Below are 21,561 nucleotides of genomic sequence, written 5' to 3'. Positions count from 1 at the left end.
CTTTCGTCATTCCGGCGCTCGCGAAGCGAGAGCCCGGAATCCATTCATCCACGCAACATGCGGCTTGATGGATTCCAGGCTCACGCTGCGCGTGCCCCGGAATGACGACCGTTGAATTATGGCCTTGTTTCTGCCCCCTGTTTCGCCCAGCTAATATCAGGTAGCAAGCACAGTCTGATGGCGTGAGGCGCGTAGGGAAAAGGCATGCCGGCACAGCGAAGTATTGTCATCTGCGGGGGTGCATTCGCCGGTCTGGCGCTGGCCGTGGCGTTGCGCCAGGGGCTGGGGCCGGACGTTCCGGTGATCGTGGCCGATCCGGCACTGAGCCAGCGCCCGAGCCGCGATCCCCGGGCGACCGCGATCGTGGCGGCCTGCCGGCGGCTGTTCGAGACCCTCGGCGTGTGGGGCCAGGTGGCGCCGACCGCGCAGCCGATCACCGACATGGTGGTGACCGACTCCAAGCTGGAGGACGCGACCCGCCCGGTGTTTCTGACCTTCGCCGGCAATGTCGAGCCCGGCGAGCCTTTCGCCCATATGGTCGAGAACCGCTATTTGATCGATGCGCTGGCGGCGCGGGCCGAAGCCGAAGGCGTCGAGCTGCGCGCGACCGCGGTGTCGAGCTTCGCCTCGCGGCCCGACGGCGTCAGCGTCACCTTGGCCGACGACGCCGAGATCGATGCGAGCCTGCTGGTCGCCGCCGACGGCGCGCGCTCGAAGCTGCGCGAACGGGCCGGGATCGCGACCCATGGCTGGGACTATGATCAATCCGGCATCGTGGTCACGGTCGGGCATGAGCGCGAGCATCATGGCCGCGCCGAGGAGCATTTCCTGCCCGCGGGCCCGTTCGCGATCCTGCCGCTGACCGGCAACCGTTCGTCGCTGGTGTGGACCGAGACGCGCAAGGACGCCGCGCGCATCACGGCTTTGAGCGCCGAGGAATTCCACGCCGAGCTCGAGCAACGCTTCGGCCTGCATCTCGGCGAGATCAAGCCGCTCGACAAGCCGCGCGCGTTTCCGCTCGGCTATTTCGTCGCGCGCTCCTTCATCGCCGAACGGCTGGCATTGATCGGCGATGCCGCCCACGTGATCCATCCGATCGCGGGGCAGGGACTCAATATGGGCCTGAAGGATGTCGCAGCATTGGCAGAGGTCGTGGTCGACGCGGCGCGGCTCGGCATGGATCTCGGACAGGCCGACGTACTCGAGCGCTACCAGCGCTGGCGCCGCTTCGACACGATGGCGATGGGCGTTGCCACCAACGCGCTGAACTTTCTGTTCTCCAACGAATCGACATTGCTGCGCACCGTGCGCGACATCGGTCTCGGCCTGGTCGATCGCGCGCCGCCGCTGAAGGGCATGTTCATCCGCCAGGCGGCGGGACTGTCGGGCGAAGTGCCGCGTCTGTTGAAGGGCGAGGCGCTGTAGTCCTCGCTGCGCGACGCATCAGGGGCGCTGCGCGGTGACGAACTCTGCCACTGCGTCGATCATATCGGGGTCGAGCGGCCGCTCTGGCTGATTGTAGCTCGCCATGTCCTCGGCCTGGTCGGTGACGTCGACCAGCAAATGATTCATGTTCGGCAGCCACAGCGATTTGGCTGCGACGTCGGCGGTGGTGAGCGCGAGGAAATCGAGCCGCGGCAGCTGGTGGTCGCGGCCGCCGGCGATGATCAGCGTCGGCCCGGTGATCTTCCGCATCGGATCGACCGGATCCTCGTTGAAGCCGGACGCCATTGCGGGCTGCATCGCCGGCGCGATCGCAAGCCCTGCCGGCGGCGGGTCGACGATCTGCCCGGCCATGATGTCATCGATGGCCTTGCCGATCGGCGCGAACTTGTCCGCCGGCATCTGCTTCTCGAGCTGCGCCTTCAGCACGTCGCCCTGCTTGCGCGCCGCGGTCGCCAGCAGCACCAGCCGGTCGACCGGCACGCGCTGCGCCGCGAGGATCGCGACCAGACCGCCCTCGCTGTGTCCGACCACTGCGACACGCGAGAACCTGCCGCTGCCGCGCAAATAGTCGATCAACGATGCCGCGTCGCCGACGAAGTCCTTGAAGCGGAAGTCCTCTGGACGGCCGAACTCCTTCTTCCATTCGCCGGCGCCGCGCTTGTCGTAGCGCAGCGTCGCGATGCCGCGCGCAACCAGTTGTTCGGAGAGTTTCTTCAGCGTCGCCGGCTTGAGCTGCGGTCCGTTGCCGTCATGGTCGGTCGAGCCGGAGCCGGCGATCAGCAGCGCCACCGGCGGCTTGGCGACGTCGGGTGGGACCGCCAGCACCGCGTCGATCGGGCCGATGCGCAACTTGCTCTCGTCGGCCGACGCGCTCGTCAGCGAAACGAGCAGCAGCAGCCATGTGACGACGGCGCGCATGTGATCCCTTTACCGAAGCATGGTCGAACGTTTCGCGTTTGTCGTGGGGAAAACTGTTTCGCAGTTTTTCAGAACACGCCCTAGTCGATCTTGCGCGCCTCTTCCGGCAGCATGATCGGGATGCCGTCGCGGATCGGATAGGCGAGCTTCGCGGACCGCGAGATCAGCTCCTGCCGCGCGGCGTCGAATTCGAGCGGCCCCTTGGTGATTGGGCACACCAGGATTTCGAGCAGTTTTGGGTCGGCGGTGCTTTCGAGATGGTCGGTCGTGGAATTCATTGCGGTCTCCGGCTTCCCACCGTGTAGCATAGTCAAATGCAGGCTGTCAGCGCTTGGTCATGCGAAGCAGCTCGTCGATCGCCGCCTGTTGCTGCGCCTTCGGCAAGGTCTGCTCGGACAGCGCGTAGCCGATGAACGCCCAATAGAAGATCTGGGCGCGGCCGCGCGCCACGTCGTCGGGGAATCCGGTTTGCAGCAGCAGGGTCTCGATGTAGCCGATCCGGCGCCGGTCGACCTCGAGCACGGCGGCCCGCGTCGTCGCATCGACGGTCGCCCAGCTGCGCACTGCGCGTTCCAGCGCGAGCCGCGCCGAGAAGGTCCGGCGCAGCAACAGCGCCAGCGCGTCGGCGCCCTTCGGAACCGTCTCGAGCTCGGCGATCACCTGCTCGGCCGCGACCTCGCGCCAATGGCTGAGAATCGCGCTGCGGTAGGCGGCGATGTCGGCGAAATGCCAATAGAAGCTGCCGCGCGAGACGCCCATCGCCTTGGCCAGCGGCTCGGCCTTGAGCGCCGTGAAGCCGCGCTTCGCCAGCGTCTTCAGGCCCTGGTCGAGCCAGTCCTTGGCTGAGAGCTGTTCCGTCATGGTTTTCCGTTCGCGCCCGTCGACCATACACAAGTGTATTGACAGGCGCCAGCGACGGATGTTCTATCTGCACTGTCCATACAGTACTGTACGGAGGTGTTGCGATGCGTGATCTGTTGCTGCAAGGCGCCGGAGTGATCGCCATCCTGGTCAGCCTGATCCATGGCGTGCTCGGCGAGACCAAAATATTCGCGCGCGCCACGATCGAGCCGCCGCGACTGCGTTTCCTGCTCCATCTGGTCTATCAGGCGGGTACGGTGGCCTGGATCGGCGGCGGTGTGCTGCTGGTCGCTGCGCCCGCAATGGCGTCCGACGCCGCGCGGCACTGGATCGTGGTGACGCTCGGCATCGTGTTCGGCTTCGCCGCGCTGGCTAATGCAGTCGCGACCCGCTTCCGGCACTTCGGCTGGATGGCGATGAGCGCCGTCGTGGCGCTCGCGGTCGCCGGCTATTAGCGGAGGGCAACCATGACGAATGATCGTGTCGGCCAGGGCGTCTCCAACGGAGCGGGATTCGATCTGGAGCGTTTGATTGCGACCAATGCGTCGGCGGCGTTCAATCGGCTTGTCGGCCTCGAAGTCGTCTGCGCCGGTGCCGGTGAAGTCGAGCTGCGCATGCCGTGGCGCGACGATCTCACCCAGTATGCGGGGCACCTGCATGCCGGCATGATCGCGGCTCTGCTCGATACCGCATGCGGCTTCGCCGCGGCGTCGATCGTAGGCTCGGTCACCGCATCGCATTTCTCGATGAACTGTCTGAGGCCGGCCGTGGGCCGCTGCTTCGTTGCCAAAGGCACCACGTTGCGTGCCGGGCGCCGGCAGATTTTTGCGCGCGCCGAATTGTTTGTGGAGAACGAGCAGGGCGAGCTATCGCTGGTCGCAACCGGAGAGACCGTGCTCGTACCGCTCGAGGCTTGAAGCAACGCGAAGTGATGCGGCTACAGAATTTATGGAGCCATCAATTTCCGTGTGGAATCGGCTTACGCGCGGATAACCATGCGACCAAAAGTTGCAGAAAATTATCGAGACGACAATTCAATCGGCCTAGCTTGTCGGCACGGACAACCATGGACCGATGCATGTTTCGCGTTCTTACGTGTCTTTCAGGTGAGCATGACTGGCGGCTCGTTTTGCTCGCCGGACTGGTCTGCTTCGTCGCCAGCATTGTCGCCGTCAACATCTTCCATCGCGCGATCGCATCGCAGGCGCGGACGCGGCTGATCTGGATCGCGATCGCGGGGGCTGCGATCGGCTACGGCATCTGGGCCACGCATTTCATTGCCATGCTCGCCTACGAGCCCGGCGTCCCGACCGGCTACGGCATCTCGCTGACCGCGCTGTCGCTCGCCGTGGCGATGATGCTGACCTCATGCGGCCTCGGCCTCGCCGCCAGCGATTCGAGCGGCGGCTGGCGTGCACCGGTCGGCGGCGCCGTGATCGGCGTCGGCATCGCCAGCATGCACTATCTCGGAATGTGGGCACTCGAAGTGCCGGGCCGCGTGGTCTGGTCGACCGATCTCGTGGTGGCCTCCATCGCGTTCGGCATGCTGTTCGGCTACGCTGCGCTGTCGGTCGCGGTCCGACACCAGGATCGCTGGATGTCGCTCGTCGCGGCGGTGCTGCTGACGCTTGCGATCGTGTCGCATCATTTCACCGCGATGGGCGCGGTCGAGATCGTCCCGGATCCGTCGTTGAGTCCGGAAGCGATGTCGCTCTCGCCGGCGTTCCTTGCCATCGTGATCGCGGGCGTCGCGCTCTCGGTGCTCGGGATGAGCCTGGTCGGCGTGCTCGCGGACCGCCGGCTGGCGCTGCGCACCCACCGCTTCGAGGAGATCATCAGCCAGCTGTCGCTGGCGCGACAACAGGTCGAGGCGTCGCAGAAGGAGCTGGAGGAGCAGAGGCTCCGGCTCGACACTGCGATCAACCACATGGGGGAGGGGCTCTGCATGTTCGACGCGGAGAAGCGCCTCGTCGTGTGCAACGAACGCTACGCCAAGATGTACCGGCTGCCGCCCGAATTGCTGCTGCCCGGCACTGCGCATCGCGAGATCATCACGCATCGGATCGCCAACGGCGTCCTCAAGGGCGAGACCAGCGACAGTGCCGCGACCCAGGTGCTGGCGACATTGAATGCGTTGCCGGCCGACCAGATCAGCAGCCGGGTCGACGAGCTTGCCGACGGCCGCCTGATCTGCGTGACGCGGCAGCCGATGCCCGGCGGCGGCTGGGTGGCGACGCACCGCGACGTCACCGAGCAGCGGCGCTCCGAGGCCAAGATCACCTACATGGCGCAACACGACGCGCTGACCGACCTGCCGAACCGCGTGCTGCTCAAGGAGTGGATGGAGCAGGCGCTCTCCGGCGCGAGATGCGGCGGACCAAGCCTTGCAGTGCTGATGCTCGATCTCGATCGCTTCAAGGAGGTCAACGACACGCTCGGGCATCCGGCGGGCGATGCGCTGCTCAAGTCGGTGGCCGCACGGTTGCGCAGATGCGTCGGCGACACCACGCTGGTCGCGCGGCTCGGCGGCGACGAGTTCGCCGTCATCGACTACGTCACCGATCCGGTTGCGGAAGCCGGCGTGCTTGCCGAGAAGATCAGAAAGGCGCTCAGCGAGCCGATCGATCTCGGCCACCACCGGGTGAGCACCAGCACCAGCATCGGCATCGCGATCGCGCCGCGCGACGGCACCGATTCGGACGAGATCCTGCGCAGCGCCGACCTTGCGCTCTACTCGGCCAAGAGCGGCGGGCGCGGCTCGTTCCGTTTCTTCGAGCCGGAGCTCGACCGGTTGCTGCAATCCCGCCGCGGCCTCGAGCGCGACATGCGCAGCGCGCTCGCCAACGGCGAGTTCGAGTTGCACTATCAGCCGTTCATCCATGTCGCGAGCGGCGAGACCTGCGGCTTCGAGGCGCTGTTGCGGTGGCATCACCCGCAACGCGGCATGGTGTCGCCGGCGCAGTTCATCCCGCTGGCGGAAGAGACCGGCCTGATCGTGCCGCTCGGGGAATGGGTGATGCGTACCGCCTGCGCCGAAGCCGCCAAATGGCCCGACGATCTCAAGATCGCGATCAACCTGTCACCGGTGCAGTTCAGGAGCCCGGAGCTGGTGCCGGTGATCGTGCAGGCGTTGGCAAACGCCGGAGTTTCGCCTGACAGGCTCGAGCTCGAGGTCACCGAGACGGCGATCATCCAGGACAGCGAAGCGGTGTTTGCAGCGCTCAGCCAATTGCACGATCTCGGGGTACGGATCGCGCTCGACGATTTCGGCACCGGCTACTCGTCGCTGAGCTTCCTTCAGAAGTTTCCGTTCGACAAGGTCAAGATCGACCGCAGCTTCGTCTCCGAACTCGCGGGGGCAACCGACGAGTCGCGCAGGATCGCGCGTGCGATCGTTCGGTTCGCGGTCAGCCTCGGCAAGACGACGACGGCCGAAGGCGTCGAAACCAGGGAGCAGCTCGACATTCTCCGCGCGGATTCCTGCGTCGAAGTGCAGGGCTTCCACTTCAGCCCGCCGGTCCAGAGCGAGAAAGTCGCGCAAATGATCGGTGGACGGGCCGTGGCGGCCGCCGAACGTCCGGTGGTTCGCCTCGCAATGGCGGGTGCCGCGTCCTGATCGGGTGCGGATGAGGCGTAAGGCCGCAGCCGAGCGGCAAAACCGGATTGCGCGTGGAGATCAAAGCGGTTTTCGCGACCGCTAGAATGGCTCTAAAGCGCCGTGCAAACCGCGCTTGCTTGACTTGGCGATCACCGCAGTTTTGCTCACGCATGTGTCCGGGCGCGATGGCGCCATCGGGCATCATCGTCAATGGAGGGGAGATCCGCGTGAGAATTATCTTGAGCGCTGCGCTTGCAGCCTGTGTGCTCGGACTGGCGGGGTCGGCGGCGCTGGCCGACGGCTACAAGGATTGCACCAAGCTCGACAAGGCGTCGTGGAAGCCGGCGAGCGATGCCGAAGCCAAGGCCAAGGCCGCCGGCTACGAGGTGCGCCGCTCGAAGATCGAGGGCTCCTGCTACGAGGTGTATGGCGTCAAGGAAGGCAAGCTCTACGAGCTGTTCTACAGCCCGGAGGATCTCAGCCTGAAGCACACGATCGCCAAGTGAACGGCCAAGTGAGCCACCGAGTGAAGCAGGCGCGATGACGAAGGCGGCGCCGGGTGCCCGCGGCGCGGCCAGCGTGCAGGTCTGGGACCTGCCGCTGCGGCTCTGGCACTGGGCGCTCGCCATCCTTGTCCTGATCGCATGGCTGACGCCCAATGCCTATGACCGGCTGCACCGGATCGCGGGTTATGCGGTGATCGGGCTCTTGGCGTTCCGGTTGATCTGGGGCTTTGCCGGCACGCGCTATGCGCGTTTCGGCAGGCTCGGTGTCCGGCTGCGCGCCGCACCGCGTTACATCTGGAATCTGCGCCGCGGCATCACCGGCCGCTATATCGGGCTCAACCCCGCGGGCACCGCGATGCTGGTGACGCTGCTGCTGTTGCTTGCGGTCTCGGCGATCACGGGGGCGATGGCGGTCACCGTGACCTTCTTCGGCGTGTGGTGGGTCGAGGATACCCATGCCTACGCCTCGGATGCGGTCATCATCCTGGTGGGGCTGCACGTGCTCGGCGTCATCGTGGTCGGCTTGCTACAGCGTCAGAACCTGGTGCGCGCGATGTTCACGGGACGCAAGCGGCTGCGCAATCGCTGATCGCGAAACCGGTGGCTACTGCACCGGCGGGTCGCCCGACGTGCGCTTCTTGGCGAGGTCCATTTCGGTGACCGCGATCAGGATCTCGGCCCGGGTCTTCAGGTCGGGCGCCTCGAGCATCGCCTGCTTCTCGGCCGGACCATAGGGCGACATCATCGCCAGCGCATTGACCAGCGCCTCGTTGGGCGCGGATTCGATGCCGTCCCAGTCGACCTTCAGATTGTTGGCTTCGAGGAAATCGGCGAGCACCTCGAGCAGCGCCTTGCGGTCGACGGCGTCTTCGCCCTTGCGCGCGGTGAAGTCGCCGATGAATGAGAAGAAATCGACCTTGCACTGCCGGTACGGGGTCTGCACGGTCAGCTCCTCGACCACCTTGAAGCGCGCGACGCCGGTCAGTTCGAGGATGTAGCGGCCGTCGCCGGATTCGGCGAGCTGGGTGATGCGGCCGACGCAGCCGATGCGGAACAGCGCCGGCCTCGCCTCCTTGTGCGAATGCGCCACGTCGGGCTGGATCATCCCGATCAGGCGATGACCGTCGCGCAGCGCGTCGTCGATCATCGCGAGATAGCGCGGCTCGAAGATGTTCAGCGGCATCTGGCCGCGCGGCAACAGCAGCGCGCCGGGCAGCGGGAACACCGGGATCACCTCCGGCAGCTCGCCGGGCCCGCGATATTCGGCATTGATCGGCATTTGCGGTCCCGCTGCTGTGACGGGCGAATCTTACGAGAACAGGATGGTCGACAACCGCCTGCGCCCCTCGACGGTTGCTTCATCGGTGCCGCCCCACGCCTCGAAGAACTGCACCAGCTGCTTGCGCGCGCCGTCGTCGTTCCACTTGCGGTCGCGCTTGACGATGGCGAGCAGCTGCTCGGTCGCTTCAGTGCGCTTGCCCATCGCATTGAGCGCGGTTGCGAGATCGAACCTGGCCTGATGATCGAGCGGGTTTGCGGCGACTTTCTGTTCCAGCTCCGCGATCGGACCGACCGACTGCGCCTGCTCGGCGAGCTCGATCGCCGTCTGCACCGCCTTCACCGCGGCGTCGTTGCGCTTGGATTCCGGGACCATCGCGAGCGTCTGCTTGGCCTGCTCCACCGCACCCGACGTCATGTAGCATTTGGCGAGGCCGGCAAGGGCTGCGATGTTGGTGGCGTCGTGCGCCAGCACCTCGGCATAGATCTGCGCGGCCGCCTCGGCGTCGCCCTCGGCGAGCACGGCATCGGCCTCGGCCAGGATCTCGGTCAGATTGGGCTCGCCGGCGGCCGGGACGCCCTTGGTGATCTTGTCGATGAAGGCGTTGAGCTGGCTCTCCGGCACCGCGCCCATGAAGCCATCGGCGGGCTGGCCGTTGACGAAGGCGATCACGGCCGGGATCGACTGGATGCCCATCTGGCCCGGGATCTGCGGGTGGTCGTCGATGTTCATCTTGACCAGCTTGACCCGGCCCTTGGCGTTGCGGACCGCCTTTTCAAGCATCGGCGTGAGCTGACGGCACGGACCGCACCAGGGCGCCCAGAAGTCGATCAGCACCGGCTGACGGCGCGATTCCTCGATGACGTCCTTGACGAAGGTCTGGGTCGTCGTCTCCTTGATCAGATCGGGCGCTGCCTGGGGCGTGGGGCCGCCCTGCTCCATTATCGTCACGTTGTCCTCGCCTGGTCGTCTGAGGTCAAAAATTATGGGGGCGTTCTAGCACGCTCCGCACGGCCGGTTCAGCCGTTCTGTCAGGCTAGAGCATGATCCCGGAAAAGTGGGAACCGGTTTTCCGCAAGATCACGCCCAGTAAATGGCGGTCAGTCGGCAAATTTCAATCGCCGGCCGCCCGGCCGGGTTCGATCGGGGACTCCGGATTTCAACGCCATCCCACCGGGTGGACCTCGACTCGAATCGCCCCGGAACGCGATCGCCTTGCGGCCCGTTCCGGCAGAAGCGCAAAAAGAAATCCAGCAGGATCGTCAAATTCGGTCGATTCGGGGTCAATTTTTAAGGAAACCACCCGATTTCGTGAGTCCCGGACCGCGCTCTTGTGTTGCATTCGCGAGCGGCTTTTGGCATAGGTCTGCCGTTGCCGGCGAGCGATCGCCGCCATTTCGGACGCGGGTGTAGCTCAGTGGTAGAGCACGACCTTGCCAAGGTCGGGGTCGAGGGTTCGAGCCCCTTCGCCCGCTCCAAACATCTCGCTGACCGAATATCTCGCTGACACAGCTGACAATCTGATGAAGGCCCGCCCGTCGAAGCGGGCTTTTTTGTTGTCCGGGCGCGGGTCGCGAACCCGGAGGCAAGATGCCGCGGGCCGCACGAGGGCCGCTTCCGGCCTTGAGCGTCAGATGGTGCATTCTCAAAACTGATAGGAATCTGTGGTTGTGTCGGCCGATCCACTCCCGGCCCGGCAAGCAACTGCAAGAAATTGAATGATCGGTTGGACCCCAGCTTCCGGATTGAACCGCCGTCTGGCTCGCGCGGGCGTTGCTGTGCTGGTCGTGATCGTTGGCGGCTGGGCATGTCCGCCGGCTTCAGCGCAGCAATTGCCGAGCGACTCGGCCTACACCCCGGCGCCCAATTTCTTTGCCATGCCCGGCTTTGCGCCGGCGCCTGAGTTTGAGCCCGCCGAGCAACCGCGGCGGCGGGTCTACATCACGACGCGATCGGGCGGCGGCTGGCGCAACTTCTGCGTCAGGACCTGCGATGGCCGCTTCTTCCCGCTGCCGCAGGTGAGCGAGGCGGTGGATGTCAGGGCGTGCGAGGCCGCCTGCCCCGCCGCCGAGGTGAAGCTGTATTCCGGCTCCGACATCGACAGCGCCCGAACCGAAGCGGGCGAGACCTACAAGGCGCTGGCGAATGCCTTCCGCTTCCAGCGCGAGATCGTGCCGCAATGCACGTGCAACGCCAGTGCGTCGACCGGCCTGTCGCCGATCGCGATCGAGGACGACATGACGTTGCGGACCGGCGACATCGTCGCCGCCGATGACGGCTTCAAGATCGCGGCGATCTCCGGCGGGCAGCGCCGCAGCGTTTTATTCAGGCCGCTGTCGAAGGCCAAGGCGCAAGCGCTCGGTCTCGCGCGCCTCTCGGCGCGTTAGCGGCGATTCCGAGCGTTAGCTTCATTCGAATATTACGCCGCAGTGCAGAATGCCTTGTTATCAGGCAGCGTGTGCGGGAAAATTTCGTTTCAAATTTCGTCTCAACTTGTTTTGACGCAGCGCACACTGCTGCATGCGCTTTTCAGCGTCGATGGATGTGCTACCATTTTGCCGTCTGACCTACCTCACAGACCGCGCCAACCACCATCTCTCAGGGCGTTCAAAATCAATAACAGGCAAGCTGCAACGGCTTGCATAGGGGAGTGACTCGATGAAATCAGCTTTCAATCGATCAATACTTGCGTTCGCGGCGATCGCGCTGCTGGCGGGGAGCACCTTCGCCAATGCGCAGCAACAGACCGACAAGAGCCGCGCGCTGAAGAAATACGAATCCGGCAACAAGGAATTCTGGACCCATCCGCCGGATGACTGGTTCCTCGGCGACGAGACCGAAGCGCAGAAGGGCCTTGCCCCGCCGTCCGGTCCGCCGACCGGCGCCTCCGACGCCGAACTCGCCACCATGATGAAGAAGATCAAGCTGCCGCCGGGCTTCAAGATCGAGGTCTATGCCTCGAACGTGCTCGCGGCGCGGCAGATGGCCTGGGGCGACAAGGGCACGCTGTTCGTCGGCTCGTTCGGCCTCGGCAACGTCTACGCGATCAAGGACAACAACGGCAAGAAAGAGGTCAAGACCATCCTCAAGGGCCTCAACATGCCGACCGGCCTCGCCTTCCGCGACGGCGCGCTCTACGTCATCGCGGTCGACAAGCTGATCAAGTACGACAACGCCGAGGCCAATCTCGACAATCTCGGCCAGGGCAAGGTGGTGTATGACGACATGCCGTCCTATGCGGCGCATGGCTGGAAGTACATCGCCGTCGACAAGGACGGCTGGTTCTACATTCCGTTCGGACCGCCCTTCAACATCGGCATCCCGCCGACCTCGGTGTCGCAGATCCGCCGCGTCGATCCCAAGACCGGCAACGCAGAGATCTGGGCGCTCGGCGTGCGCAACTCGGTCGGCGGCGACGTCGATCCGCGCACCGGCAAGTACTGGTTCACCGAAAACGCCCGTGACTGGATCAGCGACGATCTGCCGAGCGACAAGCTCAACATGATCTCGAAGATCGGCGAGCATTTCGGCTATCCCTATTGCCACCAGGGCAATTTGCCGGACACCAAGTTCGCGATGGGTCACAAGTGCTCGGAGTTCACCCCGCCAGTCTACAATCTCGGCGCGCACGTGGCTCCGCTCGGCATGAAGTTCTATACCGGCAGCCAATTCCCGGCCGATTACAAGAACGCGATCCTGATCGCCGAGCATGGCTCCTGGAACCGGCACAAGTACCAGGGCGGCCGCATCGTGAAGATCACCGCGAGCCCGGACGGCAAGAATGCCAAGCAGGAAATCTTCGCATCCGGCTGGATCGAGGGTGACCAGGGTTATCTCGGCCGTCCCGCCGATATCCTGCTCGACAAGGATGGCTCCATCCTCGTCGCCGACGACTGGGCCGGTGCGATCTATCGCATCAGCTACAGCAAGAAGTAACGGCTGAACGCATTGAGGGGCTGCGGTGGCCGTGAGGCATCCGCAGCCTCTGTTGCGATCAACCGCGGAACCACCTCCTCATGCCCGGACTTGCCGCCTTCGCCGAGGCTACGGCGTGCCTCAGACCGAGGCCTCGTCGAAGCCTTGGCGAAGACGGGATCCGGGCATCCATCCCAACAAGAACCCTTTAGCAAGCACGATGGGTTGCCGGGCTGAGCCAGGCAATGACAGCCGGAGAAACTGACAATGCGTCATGCGTCGCTCGGAATTCTGTCAGCGGCCATCCTGCTGGCATCGTCGGCCCAGGCGGCCGACGTCGCCGCCGGCAAGGAGAAGGCCGAAATCTGCGCCGGCTGTCATGGCGACAACGGCATCTCGCAGACCGAGAACATTCCCTCGCTGGCGGGCCAGCTCGATCAGTTCATTCAATGGCAATTGGTGTTCTTTCGCGCCGGCGCGCGCAAGAACGAGCAGATGCAGCCGATCGTCGAGCAGCTCAACAACGAGGATATCCGCAATCTCGGCGCCTATTTCGCGTCGCTGCCGCCGTTCAAGGGCGGCAAGGACGACAATCCTGACTTGTCCGAAAAGGGCAAGCAGGCCGCCGCCGGCCGCCGCTGCGCGTCATGCCATGGCGACACCTTCGCCGGCACCAAAGTGGCCCGCATCGCCGGCCAGCGCGAGGAATATCTCGTCAAGGCGCTGCACGACTACAAGTCGGGCGTCCGCTCCGGCGGCGCGCAGGCCGCGATGGCCGATGTGGCCTATCCGCTGAGCGACGAGGAGATCACCGCGCTGGCGCATTACCTGGCGCATTTGTAGCGGCAAAAATGGTGTCGTCCCTGCGAAAGCAGGGACCCATAACCACGGGCTTCGATTGTCTTGAACGGATATCAATCCGCTCCGCCTCAAATCGGGAGGCCACGGCGTATGGGTCCCGGCCTTCGCCGGGACGACACTGGTGATATTACGCCTGCCGCTGCTTCTCATACGCCTTGAGATGCGTGTAGGCGGTGCGCAGCTTGGGCACCGGGATCTTGGCCGCATCCGCGCGCACGATCAGGTCGCCGATCACGTGGTCGGCTTCGACCGGCAGCCCGGCCTTGATGTCGCGGAACATCGATGCGGTCATCGGCGAGCCCTCGGTGGTCAGCAGCCCGCGGGTGCGCTGGAAGAACGGGCCGCCGGGTTGATGACCGGCAGCGGCGGCGATCGCGCTGCATTCGTCGAGGATGCCGAGCAGGAAGTCCTTGCCGCCGGGCGCGGCCAGGATGTTGCCGACCGAGGTCCGCATCAGACTGGTGGAGGCGGCGAGCGATGCCAGGAACACCCACTTCTCCCACATGTCCTGCATGATGTGCTCGCTGGCGGCCGCGCCATTGATTGCGGAGAAGGTCTCCGCGATCGCGCGCACCCGGTCCGACGTCCCGCCGGCACGTTCGCCGAAATTCAGCCCCTGCATCGGTTGCAGCTGCACCACCTCGCGCTTCTCGTTCAAGGTCGCCGCGATCGCGCAGAGCCCGCCGAGCACGTGCTGGGCGCCGAATGTCTTGTCGAGCGCATCGAGATGCAGCATGCCGTTGAGCAACGGGATGATCGCGGTCTGGTCGCCGACCGCTGGCGCAAACGACTTGATCGCGTCCTCGAGATCGAACGCCTTGCAGCTCAGCAGCACGACGTCGAACTTGTCCGAAAGCCGGTCGGCCTGCACGGTCGGCGGATTGCTCAGCGTGACATCGCCGTTCGGGCTCTTGATCACGAGCCCGGCGGAGGCGAGCTCGGCGGCGCGGCGGGGGCGTACCAGGAAAGTGACGTCGCGGCCGGCCTGAAGCATCCGGCCGCCGAAGTAACCGCCGATCGCACCGGCGCCGACCACGAGAACGCGCATGGGAATTTGTCCTTCTTTGTTGTTGCCCGGAAGCCAGGGGCGAATGGGGAATGGCGGATAAATAGGGATCTGAACCGGCTATTCGCTACTCGCTATTCGCCGTCAGCTCATCTCACTTTCCCGACACCAATTCCTCGACTTCGCGCAGCTGCTCCTTGCCGAAGAAGATCTCCTTGCCGACGAAGAAGGTCGGTGAGCCGAATGCGCCACGCTCCACGGCGTGCTGGGTGTTTTCGATCAGCTTCGCCTTGACGTCGGCATCCTGCGCACGCGCGAACAGCTTGGCCGCATCGAGCCCGGAGGAGGCGATGGCTTTGCCGGCGATTTCGGGATCGTCCATCTTCTTCGGTTCGACCCACATGTGATGGAAAGCGGCCTCGATATATCTCTCGTACACGCCCTCGAGCTGGGCGGCGACCGCCGCGCGCATCAGGTTCAGCGTATTGACCGGGAAGAACGGGTTCCAGGTGTAGGGCTTGACGCGGAAGCGCTTGAGGAAGCGCTCGGTCTCGATCTTCATGAAATCGGGCTTGTTCTTGACGCCGGCCAGCGTCTCGGCCGGCGACTTGTTGTTGGTGGCCTTGAAGATGCCGCCGAGCAGGATCGGGACATACTCGAACTTGACGCCGGTGCGCTGTTCGATCGCCGGGATCGCCTCATGGCTGAGGAACGCGTTGGGGCTGCCGAAATCGAACAGGAATTGTGGATTTTGGCTCACGGCGGTCTCTCCCTCGGTCTTGTCTGGTATGGGCCTGGTGTAGCATGGACCTGCTGCGGCAGGTGCCATCCGTAGAATATGATAATCATCATGTGAGCCGCCGCGCGCGATGTCAAATCAGCCGCGTGACGGTCTGCTTGCGCCATACCAGCGTGTAATAGGCCATCTGCAACAGGAACATGGTTGCAAAGGTCACCGGATAGGCGATCCAGATGCCGCTGATCCCGATGGCGCGGCTGAGCAGGATCGCGACCGGCACCTCGACCACCGCGATCACCAGGGTCGAGATCAACAGCGGCATCCACACCGTGCCGCCGGCGCGCATCGCGCCGGAAAATACCGTCGCCATGCCGAACAGCACCATGCTCCACAGCACGATGTACAGCAGCTGCTGTGCCAGCGCGAGCACGGCGGGATCGACGATGAAGAAGCCCATCAAGGGTCGCGCGAACAGATAGCCGAGCACCACCAGTCCGCCGGTGAGCCACAGGTTCATCTCGAGCCCGGTCCTGACGATGGCACCGACCTGGCCCGGCTCGCCGCGGCCGATCGCCTGCGCGCCGAAGATCGAGGTCGTGATCGCGATCGAGATCGCCGGGAACTGGACATAGCCGATCACCTGGTTGACCGCGCCATAGGCGGCGGTGGCATCCGAGCCGAAGCCGTTGACGAGGCCGAGCAGCACCAGCTCGGCGAGCGAGACCACCACCATGCCGATCGCGGTCGGAATGCCGAGCCGCAGCACGATGCGGAGCAGGGCGCCGTTCGGCCGCATTGCGCGCAGGAAGGCGGCGTCGAAGGCGAGTGCATGCTTGTGCCGCAGCATGTGGACATGCAGCCACAGCAGCGTCACGACGCCCGAGACGGTGGAGGCGACGGCCGCGCTGGCGACGCCCAGCATCGGCAGGCCGAGCCAGCCACGGATAAGCGCCGGCGTCACCACGAGGCCGGTGATGGTCGAGACCGTCAGCGCAACCAGCGGCGTCACGGTGTCGCCGACGCCGCGCATCATCGCCGTCAGCAGCAGGAACGCGAAGGTGATGGGCATGCTGATCATCATGATCCGTGCATAGGACACCGCCGCGTCGAGCACGTCAGGCGGCGTCGCAAGCGCGACCAGGAGCGGCCGCGTGAACAGGCCGCCTGATATCGCGATCGCAACGGCCAGCAGCAGCGTGACGGTCATGGTGGTGCCGGCGACCGCCTTGACCCGATCGGGTTCGTTGGCGCCCCAGGCCTGGCCGATCATGACGGATGCGCCGGCACTGAGACCGATCACGAATGCGATGAAGAAGAACATCACCGGAAAGAACACCGAGACGGCCGCCAGCGCGTCGACGCCGATCATCTGGCCGAGATAGACGCCGTTGACGGTGCCGAACAACGACTGGAGCACGTTGCTCAGCAGCATCGGCGCCAGGAAGGACAGGAAGGCTTTGCGCAGGGAGGAAGGTGTGGACACGTTCAATTTCCAAAAACTGGACCGCTCAGACGGTCGTGCATCTCAGGCCAGGCGGCACACACCGCCGTCGTCGCTGCCTTCGCAGGGACGACATCTCGTTCGAGGTTACTCGTCCAGTCTGTTCAAAACGCGCTAGTCCGCTTGATCGCTATGGGCGAGCGCGATCACGTGGTCACGGATATCGGCTGGCCAGTCCGCGATCAGGGTCGCGAAGTGGCGCCGGTCGTGTGCGAACAGCGCGCGGATCGCGTCCTCGTAATGCGGCCGGTTGCCGCCCATTGTCGTCATGAAGCGATAGGCCGCTTCCTGCGCGCTGCGCGTGCGATCCTTGTCGCCGCTGGCGCGCCGCGCCTCGTCGACCAGTTTGCGGATCGCAACCGACGCGCCGCCCCTCTGTTGCGCGAGCCAGTCCCAGTGCCGCGGCAACAGCGTGATCTCGCGCGCCACGACGCCGAGCTTCGGACGGCCGGGCCCGCGCGGCGCAACGGACGCGGCGGGTTCCTCGTCACTGCGCGGCGCGAGCTTCGGCAGACGGGCCAGCACGTCGTCGACCGAGCCGCGGAAGTCGATATCGACCAGCGCCGAGGTGCGGCCGTTGAACACCAGGATCGCGGCGTCCTTGCGCTGGTCGAGCAATTGCTTGACGGCGCGGGCAACGTCGCTGAGCTCGCCGGCCGCGATGCGGCGCTCCTTTTCGAAGGCGATATAGGCTGGGGTCATTGCGGGCCTCCCTGGCTGCGCGACATATTGCCCGGGTAATTTCCAATGATCCAGGCGCGTGCATCTCGACTTTCCTGCGTCGGGCTGGCACCAAACGCCGCTCGACCGCGCTGACATTGCAGAGGACGCCCATGCTGACGGTTCACCATCTCAACAATTCCCGCTCGCAGCGCGTGCTGTGGCTGCTCGAGGAATTGGGCGTGCCCTATGAGATCGTGCGCTATCAGCGGCAGCCCGACATGCGGGCGCCGAAGGAGCTGCGCGCGATCCATCCGCTCGGCAAGTCGCCGGTCGTCACCGACAATGGCAACACCATCGCGGAATCCGGCGCGATCCTCGAATACGTCATCGCGACCTACGGCAATGGCCGCCTGATTCCGCAAGCCGATACGCCGGAGCGGCTGCGCTACACCTATTGGCTGCACTATGCCGAGGGCTCGGCGATGACGCCGCTGCTGCTCAAGCTCTTGTTCACGTTGATGCCGAAGCGGGCGCCGGCGCTGTTGCGGCCGCTGGTGCGCAAGGTCTCGAACCAGGCGCTGTCCACGCTGGTCAATCCGCAGCTCAAGCAGCATATGGCCTATTGGGAAAGCGAACTCGGCAAGAGCGAGTGGTTCGCAGGCGGCGAATTCTCCGGCGCCGACATCCAGATGAGCTTCCCGCTCGAGGCTGCCGCTGCGCGCGGTGGGCTCGAGGCGGGCCATCCGCGCTGCGTCGCGTTCCTCGAGCGCATCCACGCGCGCCCGGCCTATGCGCGGGCGCTGGAGAAGGGCGGACCGTACGAGGTCGGTCGATAACGCGGTCATCGCGGCAGCTCGACCAGCGGCAGCAGCCGCGAATCCGCCAGCGCCGCGGTGCGATGTCCGATCCCGGCGAGGTAGGCCTCCGCCACCGCGAAGGCGAGGAACGCGCCGCGGCTCTTTTGCCGGATCAGCATCGCGCGATCCCAGCGCTCGCCTTCGGGCCCGATCAAGAGCGGGCCGCCATTCCCCATGAACAGGATGTCGCCGCCGCTCTTCCGCAAGTGCGGGAGGGTGTGCGCGACATAGCGGTCGTATGCCTCCGCGCCTGATATCGGCTGCGGCGGGGCCAGCTCGGGGCTTTGCGAATAATCGGCGATCTCGCGGAAGCGCAACAGATTGAGCATCACCAATTCGCCTGCGATCTCGCGCTGGGCGAAGTCGCGTCCGGCATTCCAGGTCGGCTCGAGATAGCAGGCGGTGTCCATGGCGGTCGTCTCACGAGGTACGGATGGTCTTTTTTACCCGGGCATAATTGCATTGTCAATAATACCCGGATATAATTAGTTCAGTGAGTCGACAGGAGCCGCGATGAAGACCGAGGACCGCAAGCAAGCCATTGCCGACTACAAGAAGCGCGCGAGCGTTGCCGGCGTGTTCGCGATCCGCTGCCGCGCGACGGGGGAGGTCTGGGTCGGGCAGGCGCCCGATCTCGACAAGATCCAGAACCGGATCTGGTTCACGCTGCGGATGGGCAGCCACCGCAATGCCGGATTGCAGCGCGCCTGGACGGCGCATGGCGCGGAAAGCCTGTCGCTTGAAACGCTGGAGCGGATCGAGGACGAGGAGCTCGCCTACGTGCGCGACACGCTGCTCAAGGAGCGCGTGGCGCATTGGCGCGAGCAGCTGAAGGCGTCTGCGCTGTAGCCTAGCGCGCAGGCAGCGGCTGCACGGTGACGCCGGGCGGCGGCGCGTCGTCGTCCGGCACGAAGAAATCCGACATCAGCGGCACCGAGGGATCGACGCGGTAGTGCTCGAAATCGCGCACGCCATTGGCATAGAGCACCTTGTCGTCGATGCAGAAATGCCCGGTGAATTCGCGTGACGGCCGGGTGATGATCGCATGGGCCGCATCGCCCATGATCTCGGGCGTGCGGCTGGCGCGCATCATGGCGTCGCCGCCGAGCAGGTTGCCGACCGCGGCGGTCGCGATCGTGGTGCGCGGCCACAGCGCGTTGACGGCGACGCCGGCGGATTTCAGTTCGCCCGCGAGCCCCAGCACGCACATGCTCATGCCGAACTTCGCCATCGTGTAGGCGGTCGAATGCTCGAACCATTTCGTCTTCATGTCGAGCGGTGGCGACAGCATCAGGATATGCGGATTCTGCGCCTTCTTCAGATGCGGGATGCAGTATTTCGACACCATGAAGGTGCCGCGGGTGTTGATCCCCATCATCAGGTCGTAGCGCTTCATGTCGGTCGCCTGCGAATTGGTCAGGCTGATGGCGCTGGCATTGTTGACGCAGACGTCGATGCCGCCGAACTCGGCGACGGTCTGCTCGATCGCCGCCATCACCTGCGCCTCGTCCCTGATGTCGCAGATGACAGGCAGTGCCTTGCCGCCGGCGGCGCGGACCTCGTCGGCGGCGGTGTAGATCGTGCCCTTCAGCTTCGGATGCGGCTCGGCGGTCTTGGCCGCGATTGCGACATTGGCGCCGTCACGCGCGGCGCGCAGCGCGATCGCAAGCCCGATGCCGCGGCTCGCACCCGAGATGAACAGCGTCTTGTCTTTGAGCGATGTCATGAGAACCTCCGTGAGGGACGCACGAGACGATGGCCCCCTCTCCCCTTGTGGGAGAGGGTTGGGGGTGAGGGGTATTTCTCCACACGGTGCACCGCGCGGATAGCCCGCGACGCCTCACCCGGATTGCATCTGGTGATGCAATCCGGCCTCTCCCACAGGGGGAGAGGCGAAGCGAGCCGCGCGGCCGTCGCGCCGCTGACAACCCTACCCATCCGCATGCAGCACGCGGCCGCGGGTCTCCGGCAGCGCGTAGGCGGCGATGAAGAACACGCCATAGGCCGCGACGGCAAAGATCGCGATCGCGTTGGCCAGTGTGGTCGTGGTCGAGAGCGCGCCGACCAGGAACGGAAACAGCGCGCCGACGCCGCGGCCGAAATTGTAGCAGAAGCCCTGGCCTGAGCCGCGCAGCCGGGTCGGATACAGCTCGGTCAGGAATGCGCCCATGCCCGAGAAATAGCCCGAGGCAAAGAAGCCGAGCGGGAAGCCCAGCACCCACAGCACCTGGTTGGAGAGCGGCAGCTGGGTGTAGAGCAACACCACCGCGATGGCGCCGAGCGAGAAGATCAGGAACAGGTTGCGGCGGCCGATCCGGTCGGCGAGCCAGGCGCCGACCAGATAGCCGATGAAGGAGCCGACGATCAGCGTCGCGAGGTAGCCGGTCGAGCCGACCACCGACAGCTTGCGCTCGGTGGTGAGGAAGCGCGGCACCCAGAAGGTGATGGCGTAGTAGCCGCCCTGCATGCCGGTACCGACCAGCGAGGCGAGCAACGTGGTCTTCAGGATCGGGCCTTGAAAGATTTCCCACAGCGAGGCGGGTCCGCTGCCGGAGGCCTTCTGCTTCGCCATCGTGGCAGCGGAGATCTCGGGCTCGGTGACGTAGCGGCGCAGATAGAATACGAGCAAGGCCGGCAGCGCGCCGATCACGAACATCCAGCGCCAGGCGTTTTCCGGCGGGAGCACCGAGAACAGCACCGCCTGCGCCAGCACCGCAAAGCCCCAGCCGATCGCCCAGCCCGACTGCACCGAGCCGACCGCGCGGCCGCGATATTGCGGCCGGATCGCCTCGCCGATCAGCACTGCACCCGCGGCCCATTCGCCACCGAAGCCGAGGCCGAGCAGCGCGCGGGCGATCAGCAACTGGTCGAAATTTTGCACCACGGCGCAGACCAGCGAGAAGAACGAGAACCAGATGATGGTGAGCTGCAACGTCTTCACCCGCCCGATCCGGTCGGAGAGATAGCCGCCGAGCCAGCCGCCGACGGCGGAGGCCAGCAGCGTCACGGTTCCGGCGAGCCCGGCAGTGCCGGCGTCGACCTTCCACAGCGTGATGATGGTGCCAATGACCAGCGGATAGATCATGAAATCCATGCCGTCGAGCGTCCAGCCCGAGGCGCAGGCCCAGAACGTGCGCCGTTCCTGCAAATTCATGTCGCGGTAGAAGGCGAGGAGACTGGTGTCCTCGATTTCTGCGACTTCGATCGATTTGGATTCCGCCGTGCTCATCCGCGTTCCCCGGAGAAATTGTTCGCCGGCTGTTTGCGATCCGCGGCCGGAGTTGCGCGGACCGTCAATCTATCGCGATGTCGCAGGCAGGGCAAAGCAGCGTTTGCTCGGTCCTTAGAACGAGATGAAGCTGGATTGTATCGGTCGGCCACGAGCACGTTCACCTCTCCCCGACGGGGAGA

General features: G+C 65.1%; 23 protein-coding genes and 1 tRNA gene. 12 read left to right on the top strand and 12 right to left on the bottom strand.

Annotation, left to right across the window (positions count from 1 at the left end):
- Positions 1–204: 204 nt before the first annotated feature.
- Positions 205–1,425: a ubiquinone biosynthesis hydroxylase gene (locus B2W55_RS18380; RefSeq protein ID WP_024583105.1), complete on the top strand. Its 1,221-nt coding sequence runs from the start codon at positions 205–207 to the stop codon at positions 1,423–1,425.
- 18 nt (positions 1,426–1,443) lie between these two features.
- Here B2W55_RS18380 and B2W55_RS18375 read toward each other — a convergent pair whose 3' ends face one another.
- The 3 genes from B2W55_RS18375 to B2W55_RS18365 all read right to left on the bottom strand — a co-directional run bounded on the left by B2W55_RS18375 (position 1,444) and on the right by B2W55_RS18365 (position 3,225).
- Positions 1,444–2,364: an alpha/beta hydrolase family protein gene (locus tag B2W55_RS18375; protein WP_024583106.1), complete on the bottom strand. Its 921-nt coding sequence runs from the start codon at positions 2,362–2,364 to the stop codon at positions 1,444–1,446.
- 80 nt (positions 2,365–2,444) lie between these two features.
- On the bottom strand, positions 2,445–2,642 hold the full coding sequence (locus B2W55_RS18370; protein ID WP_018269337.1) for a Trm112 family protein: 198 nt from the start codon (positions 2,640–2,642) through the stop codon (positions 2,445–2,447).
- A gap of 46 nt (positions 2,643–2,688) precedes the next feature.
- Positions 2,689–3,225 carry a TetR/AcrR family transcriptional regulator gene (locus B2W55_RS18365; RefSeq protein WP_024583107.1) on the bottom strand — a complete coding sequence of 179 codons (537 nt, stop codon included), beginning with the start codon at positions 3,223–3,225 and terminating at the stop codon, positions 2,689–2,691.
- A gap of 104 nt (positions 3,226–3,329) precedes the next feature.
- On the opposite strand from B2W55_RS18365, the gene B2W55_RS18360 reads away from it, so the two are divergent.
- From B2W55_RS18360 to B2W55_RS18340, 5 genes are all read left to right on the top strand, one after another.
- On the top strand, positions 3,330–3,680 hold the full coding sequence (locus B2W55_RS18360; RefSeq protein ID WP_024583108.1) for a hypothetical protein: 351 nt from the start codon (positions 3,330–3,332) through the stop codon (positions 3,678–3,680).
- 12 nt (positions 3,681–3,692) lie between these two features.
- Entirely contained in the window at positions 3,693–4,142 is a 450-nt protein-coding gene (locus B2W55_RS18355) for a PaaI family thioesterase (RefSeq protein WP_043855216.1), read from the top strand.
- A 161-nt stretch (positions 4,143–4,303) separates the two neighbouring features.
- Positions 4,304–6,841 (top strand): bifunctional diguanylate cyclase/phosphodiesterase, encoded by a 2,538-nt coding sequence (locus B2W55_RS18350; protein ID WP_024583109.1) that lies wholly within the window; start codon positions 4,304–4,306, stop codon positions 6,839–6,841.
- Between the two features lie 203 nt (positions 6,842–7,044).
- Positions 7,045–7,329 carry a PepSY domain-containing protein gene (locus B2W55_RS18345; RefSeq protein WP_371412430.1) on the top strand — a complete coding sequence of 95 codons (285 nt, stop codon included), beginning with the start codon at positions 7,045–7,047 and terminating at the stop codon, positions 7,327–7,329.
- A 34-nt stretch (positions 7,330–7,363) separates the two neighbouring features.
- Complete coding sequence (locus tag B2W55_RS18340; protein ID WP_024583111.1) at positions 7,364–7,918, top strand: cytochrome b/b6 domain-containing protein; 555 nt, start codon at positions 7,364–7,366, stop codon at positions 7,916–7,918.
- Positions 7,919–7,933: 15 nt separating this feature from the next.
- Here B2W55_RS18340 and B2W55_RS18335 read toward each other — a convergent pair whose 3' ends face one another.
- A complete protein-coding gene (locus tag B2W55_RS18335; RefSeq protein WP_024583112.1) occupies positions 7,934–8,608 on the bottom strand; it encodes an LON peptidase substrate-binding domain-containing protein in 675 nt (224 codons plus the stop codon).
- A gap of 30 nt (positions 8,609–8,638) precedes the next feature.
- Positions 8,639–9,559, bottom strand: a complete 921-nt coding sequence (gene trxA / locus B2W55_RS18330; RefSeq protein ID WP_024583113.1) for a thioredoxin — start codon at positions 9,557–9,559, stop codon at positions 8,639–8,641.
- A 452-nt stretch (positions 9,560–10,011) separates the two neighbouring features.
- Between trxA and B2W55_RS18325 the strand changes: the two genes are divergently transcribed.
- The 4 genes from B2W55_RS18325 to B2W55_RS18310 all read left to right on the top strand — a co-directional run bounded on the left by B2W55_RS18325 (position 10,012) and on the right by B2W55_RS18310 (position 13,366).
- Positions 10,012–10,086: transfer RNA gene (locus tag B2W55_RS18325), tRNA-Gly, on the top strand.
- 240 nt (positions 10,087–10,326) lie between these two features.
- Positions 10,327–10,995, top strand: a complete 669-nt coding sequence (locus B2W55_RS18320) for a DUF2865 domain-containing protein (protein ID WP_043855215.1) — start codon at positions 10,327–10,329, stop codon at positions 10,993–10,995.
- 271 nt (positions 10,996–11,266) lie between these two features.
- Positions 11,267–12,544, top strand: coding sequence for a PQQ-dependent sugar dehydrogenase (locus tag B2W55_RS18315; RefSeq protein ID WP_024583115.1), 1,278 nt, complete (start codon positions 11,267–11,269; stop codon positions 12,542–12,544).
- A 246-nt stretch (positions 12,545–12,790) separates the two neighbouring features.
- Positions 12,791–13,366 (top strand): c-type cytochrome, encoded by a 576-nt coding sequence (locus tag B2W55_RS18310; protein WP_024583116.1) that lies wholly within the window; start codon positions 12,791–12,793, stop codon positions 13,364–13,366.
- A gap of 145 nt (positions 13,367–13,511) precedes the next feature.
- On the opposite strand, the gene panE is transcribed toward B2W55_RS18310, so the two are convergent.
- The 4 genes from panE to B2W55_RS18290 form a co-directional block, all read right to left on the bottom strand.
- Positions 13,512–14,432, bottom strand: a complete 921-nt coding sequence (gene panE / locus B2W55_RS18305; protein WP_024583117.1) for a 2-dehydropantoate 2-reductase — start codon at positions 14,430–14,432, stop codon at positions 13,512–13,514.
- A gap of 112 nt (positions 14,433–14,544) precedes the next feature.
- Positions 14,545–15,150: a 2-hydroxychromene-2-carboxylate isomerase gene (locus B2W55_RS18300; RefSeq protein ID WP_024583118.1), complete on the bottom strand. Its 606-nt coding sequence runs from the start codon at positions 15,148–15,150 to the stop codon at positions 14,545–14,547.
- 112 nt (positions 15,151–15,262) lie between these two features.
- A complete protein-coding gene (locus B2W55_RS18295) occupies positions 15,263–16,612 on the bottom strand; it encodes an MATE family efflux transporter (protein WP_371412425.1) in 1,350 nt (449 codons plus the stop codon).
- Positions 16,613–16,744: 132 nt separating this feature from the next.
- Positions 16,745–17,332 (bottom strand): DUF2239 family protein, encoded by a 588-nt coding sequence (locus tag B2W55_RS18290; RefSeq protein WP_024583120.1) that lies wholly within the window; start codon positions 17,330–17,332, stop codon positions 16,745–16,747.
- Positions 17,333–17,463: 131 nt separating this feature from the next.
- Between B2W55_RS18290 and B2W55_RS18285 the strand changes: the two genes are divergently transcribed.
- A complete protein-coding gene (locus B2W55_RS18285) occupies positions 17,464–18,129 on the top strand; it encodes a glutathione S-transferase family protein (protein WP_024583121.1) in 666 nt (221 codons plus the stop codon).
- A gap of 5 nt (positions 18,130–18,134) precedes the next feature.
- On the opposite strand, the gene B2W55_RS18280 is transcribed toward B2W55_RS18285, so the two are convergent.
- A complete protein-coding gene (locus B2W55_RS18280) occupies positions 18,135–18,560 on the bottom strand; it encodes a hypothetical protein (protein ID WP_024583122.1) in 426 nt (141 codons plus the stop codon).
- 103 nt (positions 18,561–18,663) lie between these two features.
- Here B2W55_RS18280 and B2W55_RS18275 point away from each other — a divergent pair, with 103 nt between their 5' ends.
- Positions 18,664–18,999 carry a GIY-YIG nuclease family protein gene (locus B2W55_RS18275; protein WP_024583123.1) on the top strand — a complete coding sequence of 112 codons (336 nt, stop codon included), beginning with the start codon at positions 18,664–18,666 and terminating at the stop codon, positions 18,997–18,999.
- A 1-nt stretch (position 19,000) separates the two neighbouring features.
- On the opposite strand, the gene B2W55_RS18270 is transcribed toward B2W55_RS18275, so the two are convergent.
- Together B2W55_RS18270 and B2W55_RS18265 are read right to left on the bottom strand one after the other, a co-directional pair.
- The gene (locus tag B2W55_RS18270; protein ID WP_024583124.1) at positions 19,001–19,876 is read right to left on the bottom strand and encodes an SDR family oxidoreductase; all 876 of its coding nucleotides are present in this window, start codon (positions 19,874–19,876) and stop codon (positions 19,001–19,003) included.
- A gap of 204 nt (positions 19,877–20,080) precedes the next feature.
- Positions 20,081–21,379 carry an MFS transporter gene (locus tag B2W55_RS18265; protein ID WP_024583125.1) on the bottom strand — a complete coding sequence of 433 codons (1,299 nt, stop codon included), beginning with the start codon at positions 21,377–21,379 and terminating at the stop codon, positions 20,081–20,083.
- Between the last annotated feature and the right edge of the window lie 182 nt (positions 21,380–21,561).

Origin of the sequence: Bradyrhizobium sp. UBA2491 (assembly GCF_002341725.1) — a bacterium.
Lineage (GTDB): Bacteria > Pseudomonadota > Alphaproteobacteria > Rhizobiales > Xanthobacteraceae > Bradyrhizobium.
The sequence above is the reverse complement of the archived record's forward strand: the minus strand, read 5'-3'. Positions and strand labels throughout refer to the sequence as shown.

Excerpts from the sequence above, each read along its gene's own strand:
- B2W55_RS18365 (WP_024583107.1), bottom strand. The coding sequence starts at position 3,225 with ATGACGGAACAGCTCTCAGCCAAGGACTGGCTCGACCAGGGCCTGAAG.
- B2W55_RS18350 (WP_024583109.1), top strand. The coding sequence starts at position 4,304 with ATGTTTCGCGTTCTTACGTGTCTTTCAGGTGAGCATGACTGGCGGCTC.
- panE (WP_024583117.1), bottom strand. The coding sequence starts at position 14,432 with ATGCGCGTTCTCGTGGTCGGCGCCGGTGCGATCGGCGGTTACTTCGGC.
- B2W55_RS18280 (WP_024583122.1), bottom strand. The coding sequence starts at position 18,560 with ATGGACACCGCCTGCTATCTCGAGCCGACCTGGAATGCCGGACGCGAC.
- B2W55_RS18310 (WP_024583116.1), top strand. The coding sequence starts at position 12,791 with ATGCGTCATGCGTCGCTCGGAATTCTGTCAGCGGCCATCCTGCTGGCA.
- B2W55_RS18380 (WP_024583105.1), top strand. The coding sequence starts at position 205 with ATGCCGGCACAGCGAAGTATTGTCATCTGCGGGGGTGCATTCGCCGGT.
- B2W55_RS18360 (WP_024583108.1), top strand. The coding sequence starts at position 3,330 with ATGCGTGATCTGTTGCTGCAAGGCGCCGGAGTGATCGCCATCCTGGTC.
- B2W55_RS18285 (WP_024583121.1), top strand. The coding sequence starts at position 17,464 with ATGCTGACGGTTCACCATCTCAACAATTCCCGCTCGCAGCGCGTGCTG.
- B2W55_RS18320 (WP_043855215.1), top strand. The coding sequence starts at position 10,327 with ATGATCGGTTGGACCCCAGCTTCCGGATTGAACCGCCGTCTGGCTCGC.
- B2W55_RS18340 (WP_024583111.1), top strand. The coding sequence starts at position 7,364 with ATGACGAAGGCGGCGCCGGGTGCCCGCGGCGCGGCCAGCGTGCAGGTC.
- B2W55_RS18370 (WP_018269337.1), bottom strand. The coding sequence starts at position 2,642 with ATGAATTCCACGACCGACCATCTCGAAAGCACCGCCGACCCAAAACTG.
- B2W55_RS18270 (WP_024583124.1), bottom strand. The coding sequence starts at position 19,876 with ATGACATCGCTCAAAGACAAGACGCTGTTCATCTCGGGTGCGAGCCGC.
- B2W55_RS18355 (WP_043855216.1), top strand. The coding sequence starts at position 3,693 with ATGACGAATGATCGTGTCGGCCAGGGCGTCTCCAACGGAGCGGGATTC.
- B2W55_RS18375 (WP_024583106.1), bottom strand. The coding sequence starts at position 2,364 with ATGCGCGCCGTCGTCACATGGCTGCTGCTGCTCGTTTCGCTGACGAGC.
- B2W55_RS18315 (WP_024583115.1), top strand. The coding sequence starts at position 11,267 with ATGAAATCAGCTTTCAATCGATCAATACTTGCGTTCGCGGCGATCGCG.
- B2W55_RS18335 (WP_024583112.1), bottom strand. The coding sequence starts at position 8,608 with ATGCCGATCAATGCCGAATATCGCGGGCCCGGCGAGCTGCCGGAGGTG.
- B2W55_RS18290 (WP_024583120.1), bottom strand. The coding sequence starts at position 17,332 with ATGACCCCAGCCTATATCGCCTTCGAAAAGGAGCGCCGCATCGCGGCC.
- B2W55_RS18265 (WP_024583125.1), bottom strand. The coding sequence starts at position 21,379 with ATGAGCACGGCGGAATCCAAATCGATCGAAGTCGCAGAAATCGAGGAC.
- B2W55_RS18275 (WP_024583123.1), top strand. The coding sequence starts at position 18,664 with ATGAAGACCGAGGACCGCAAGCAAGCCATTGCCGACTACAAGAAGCGC.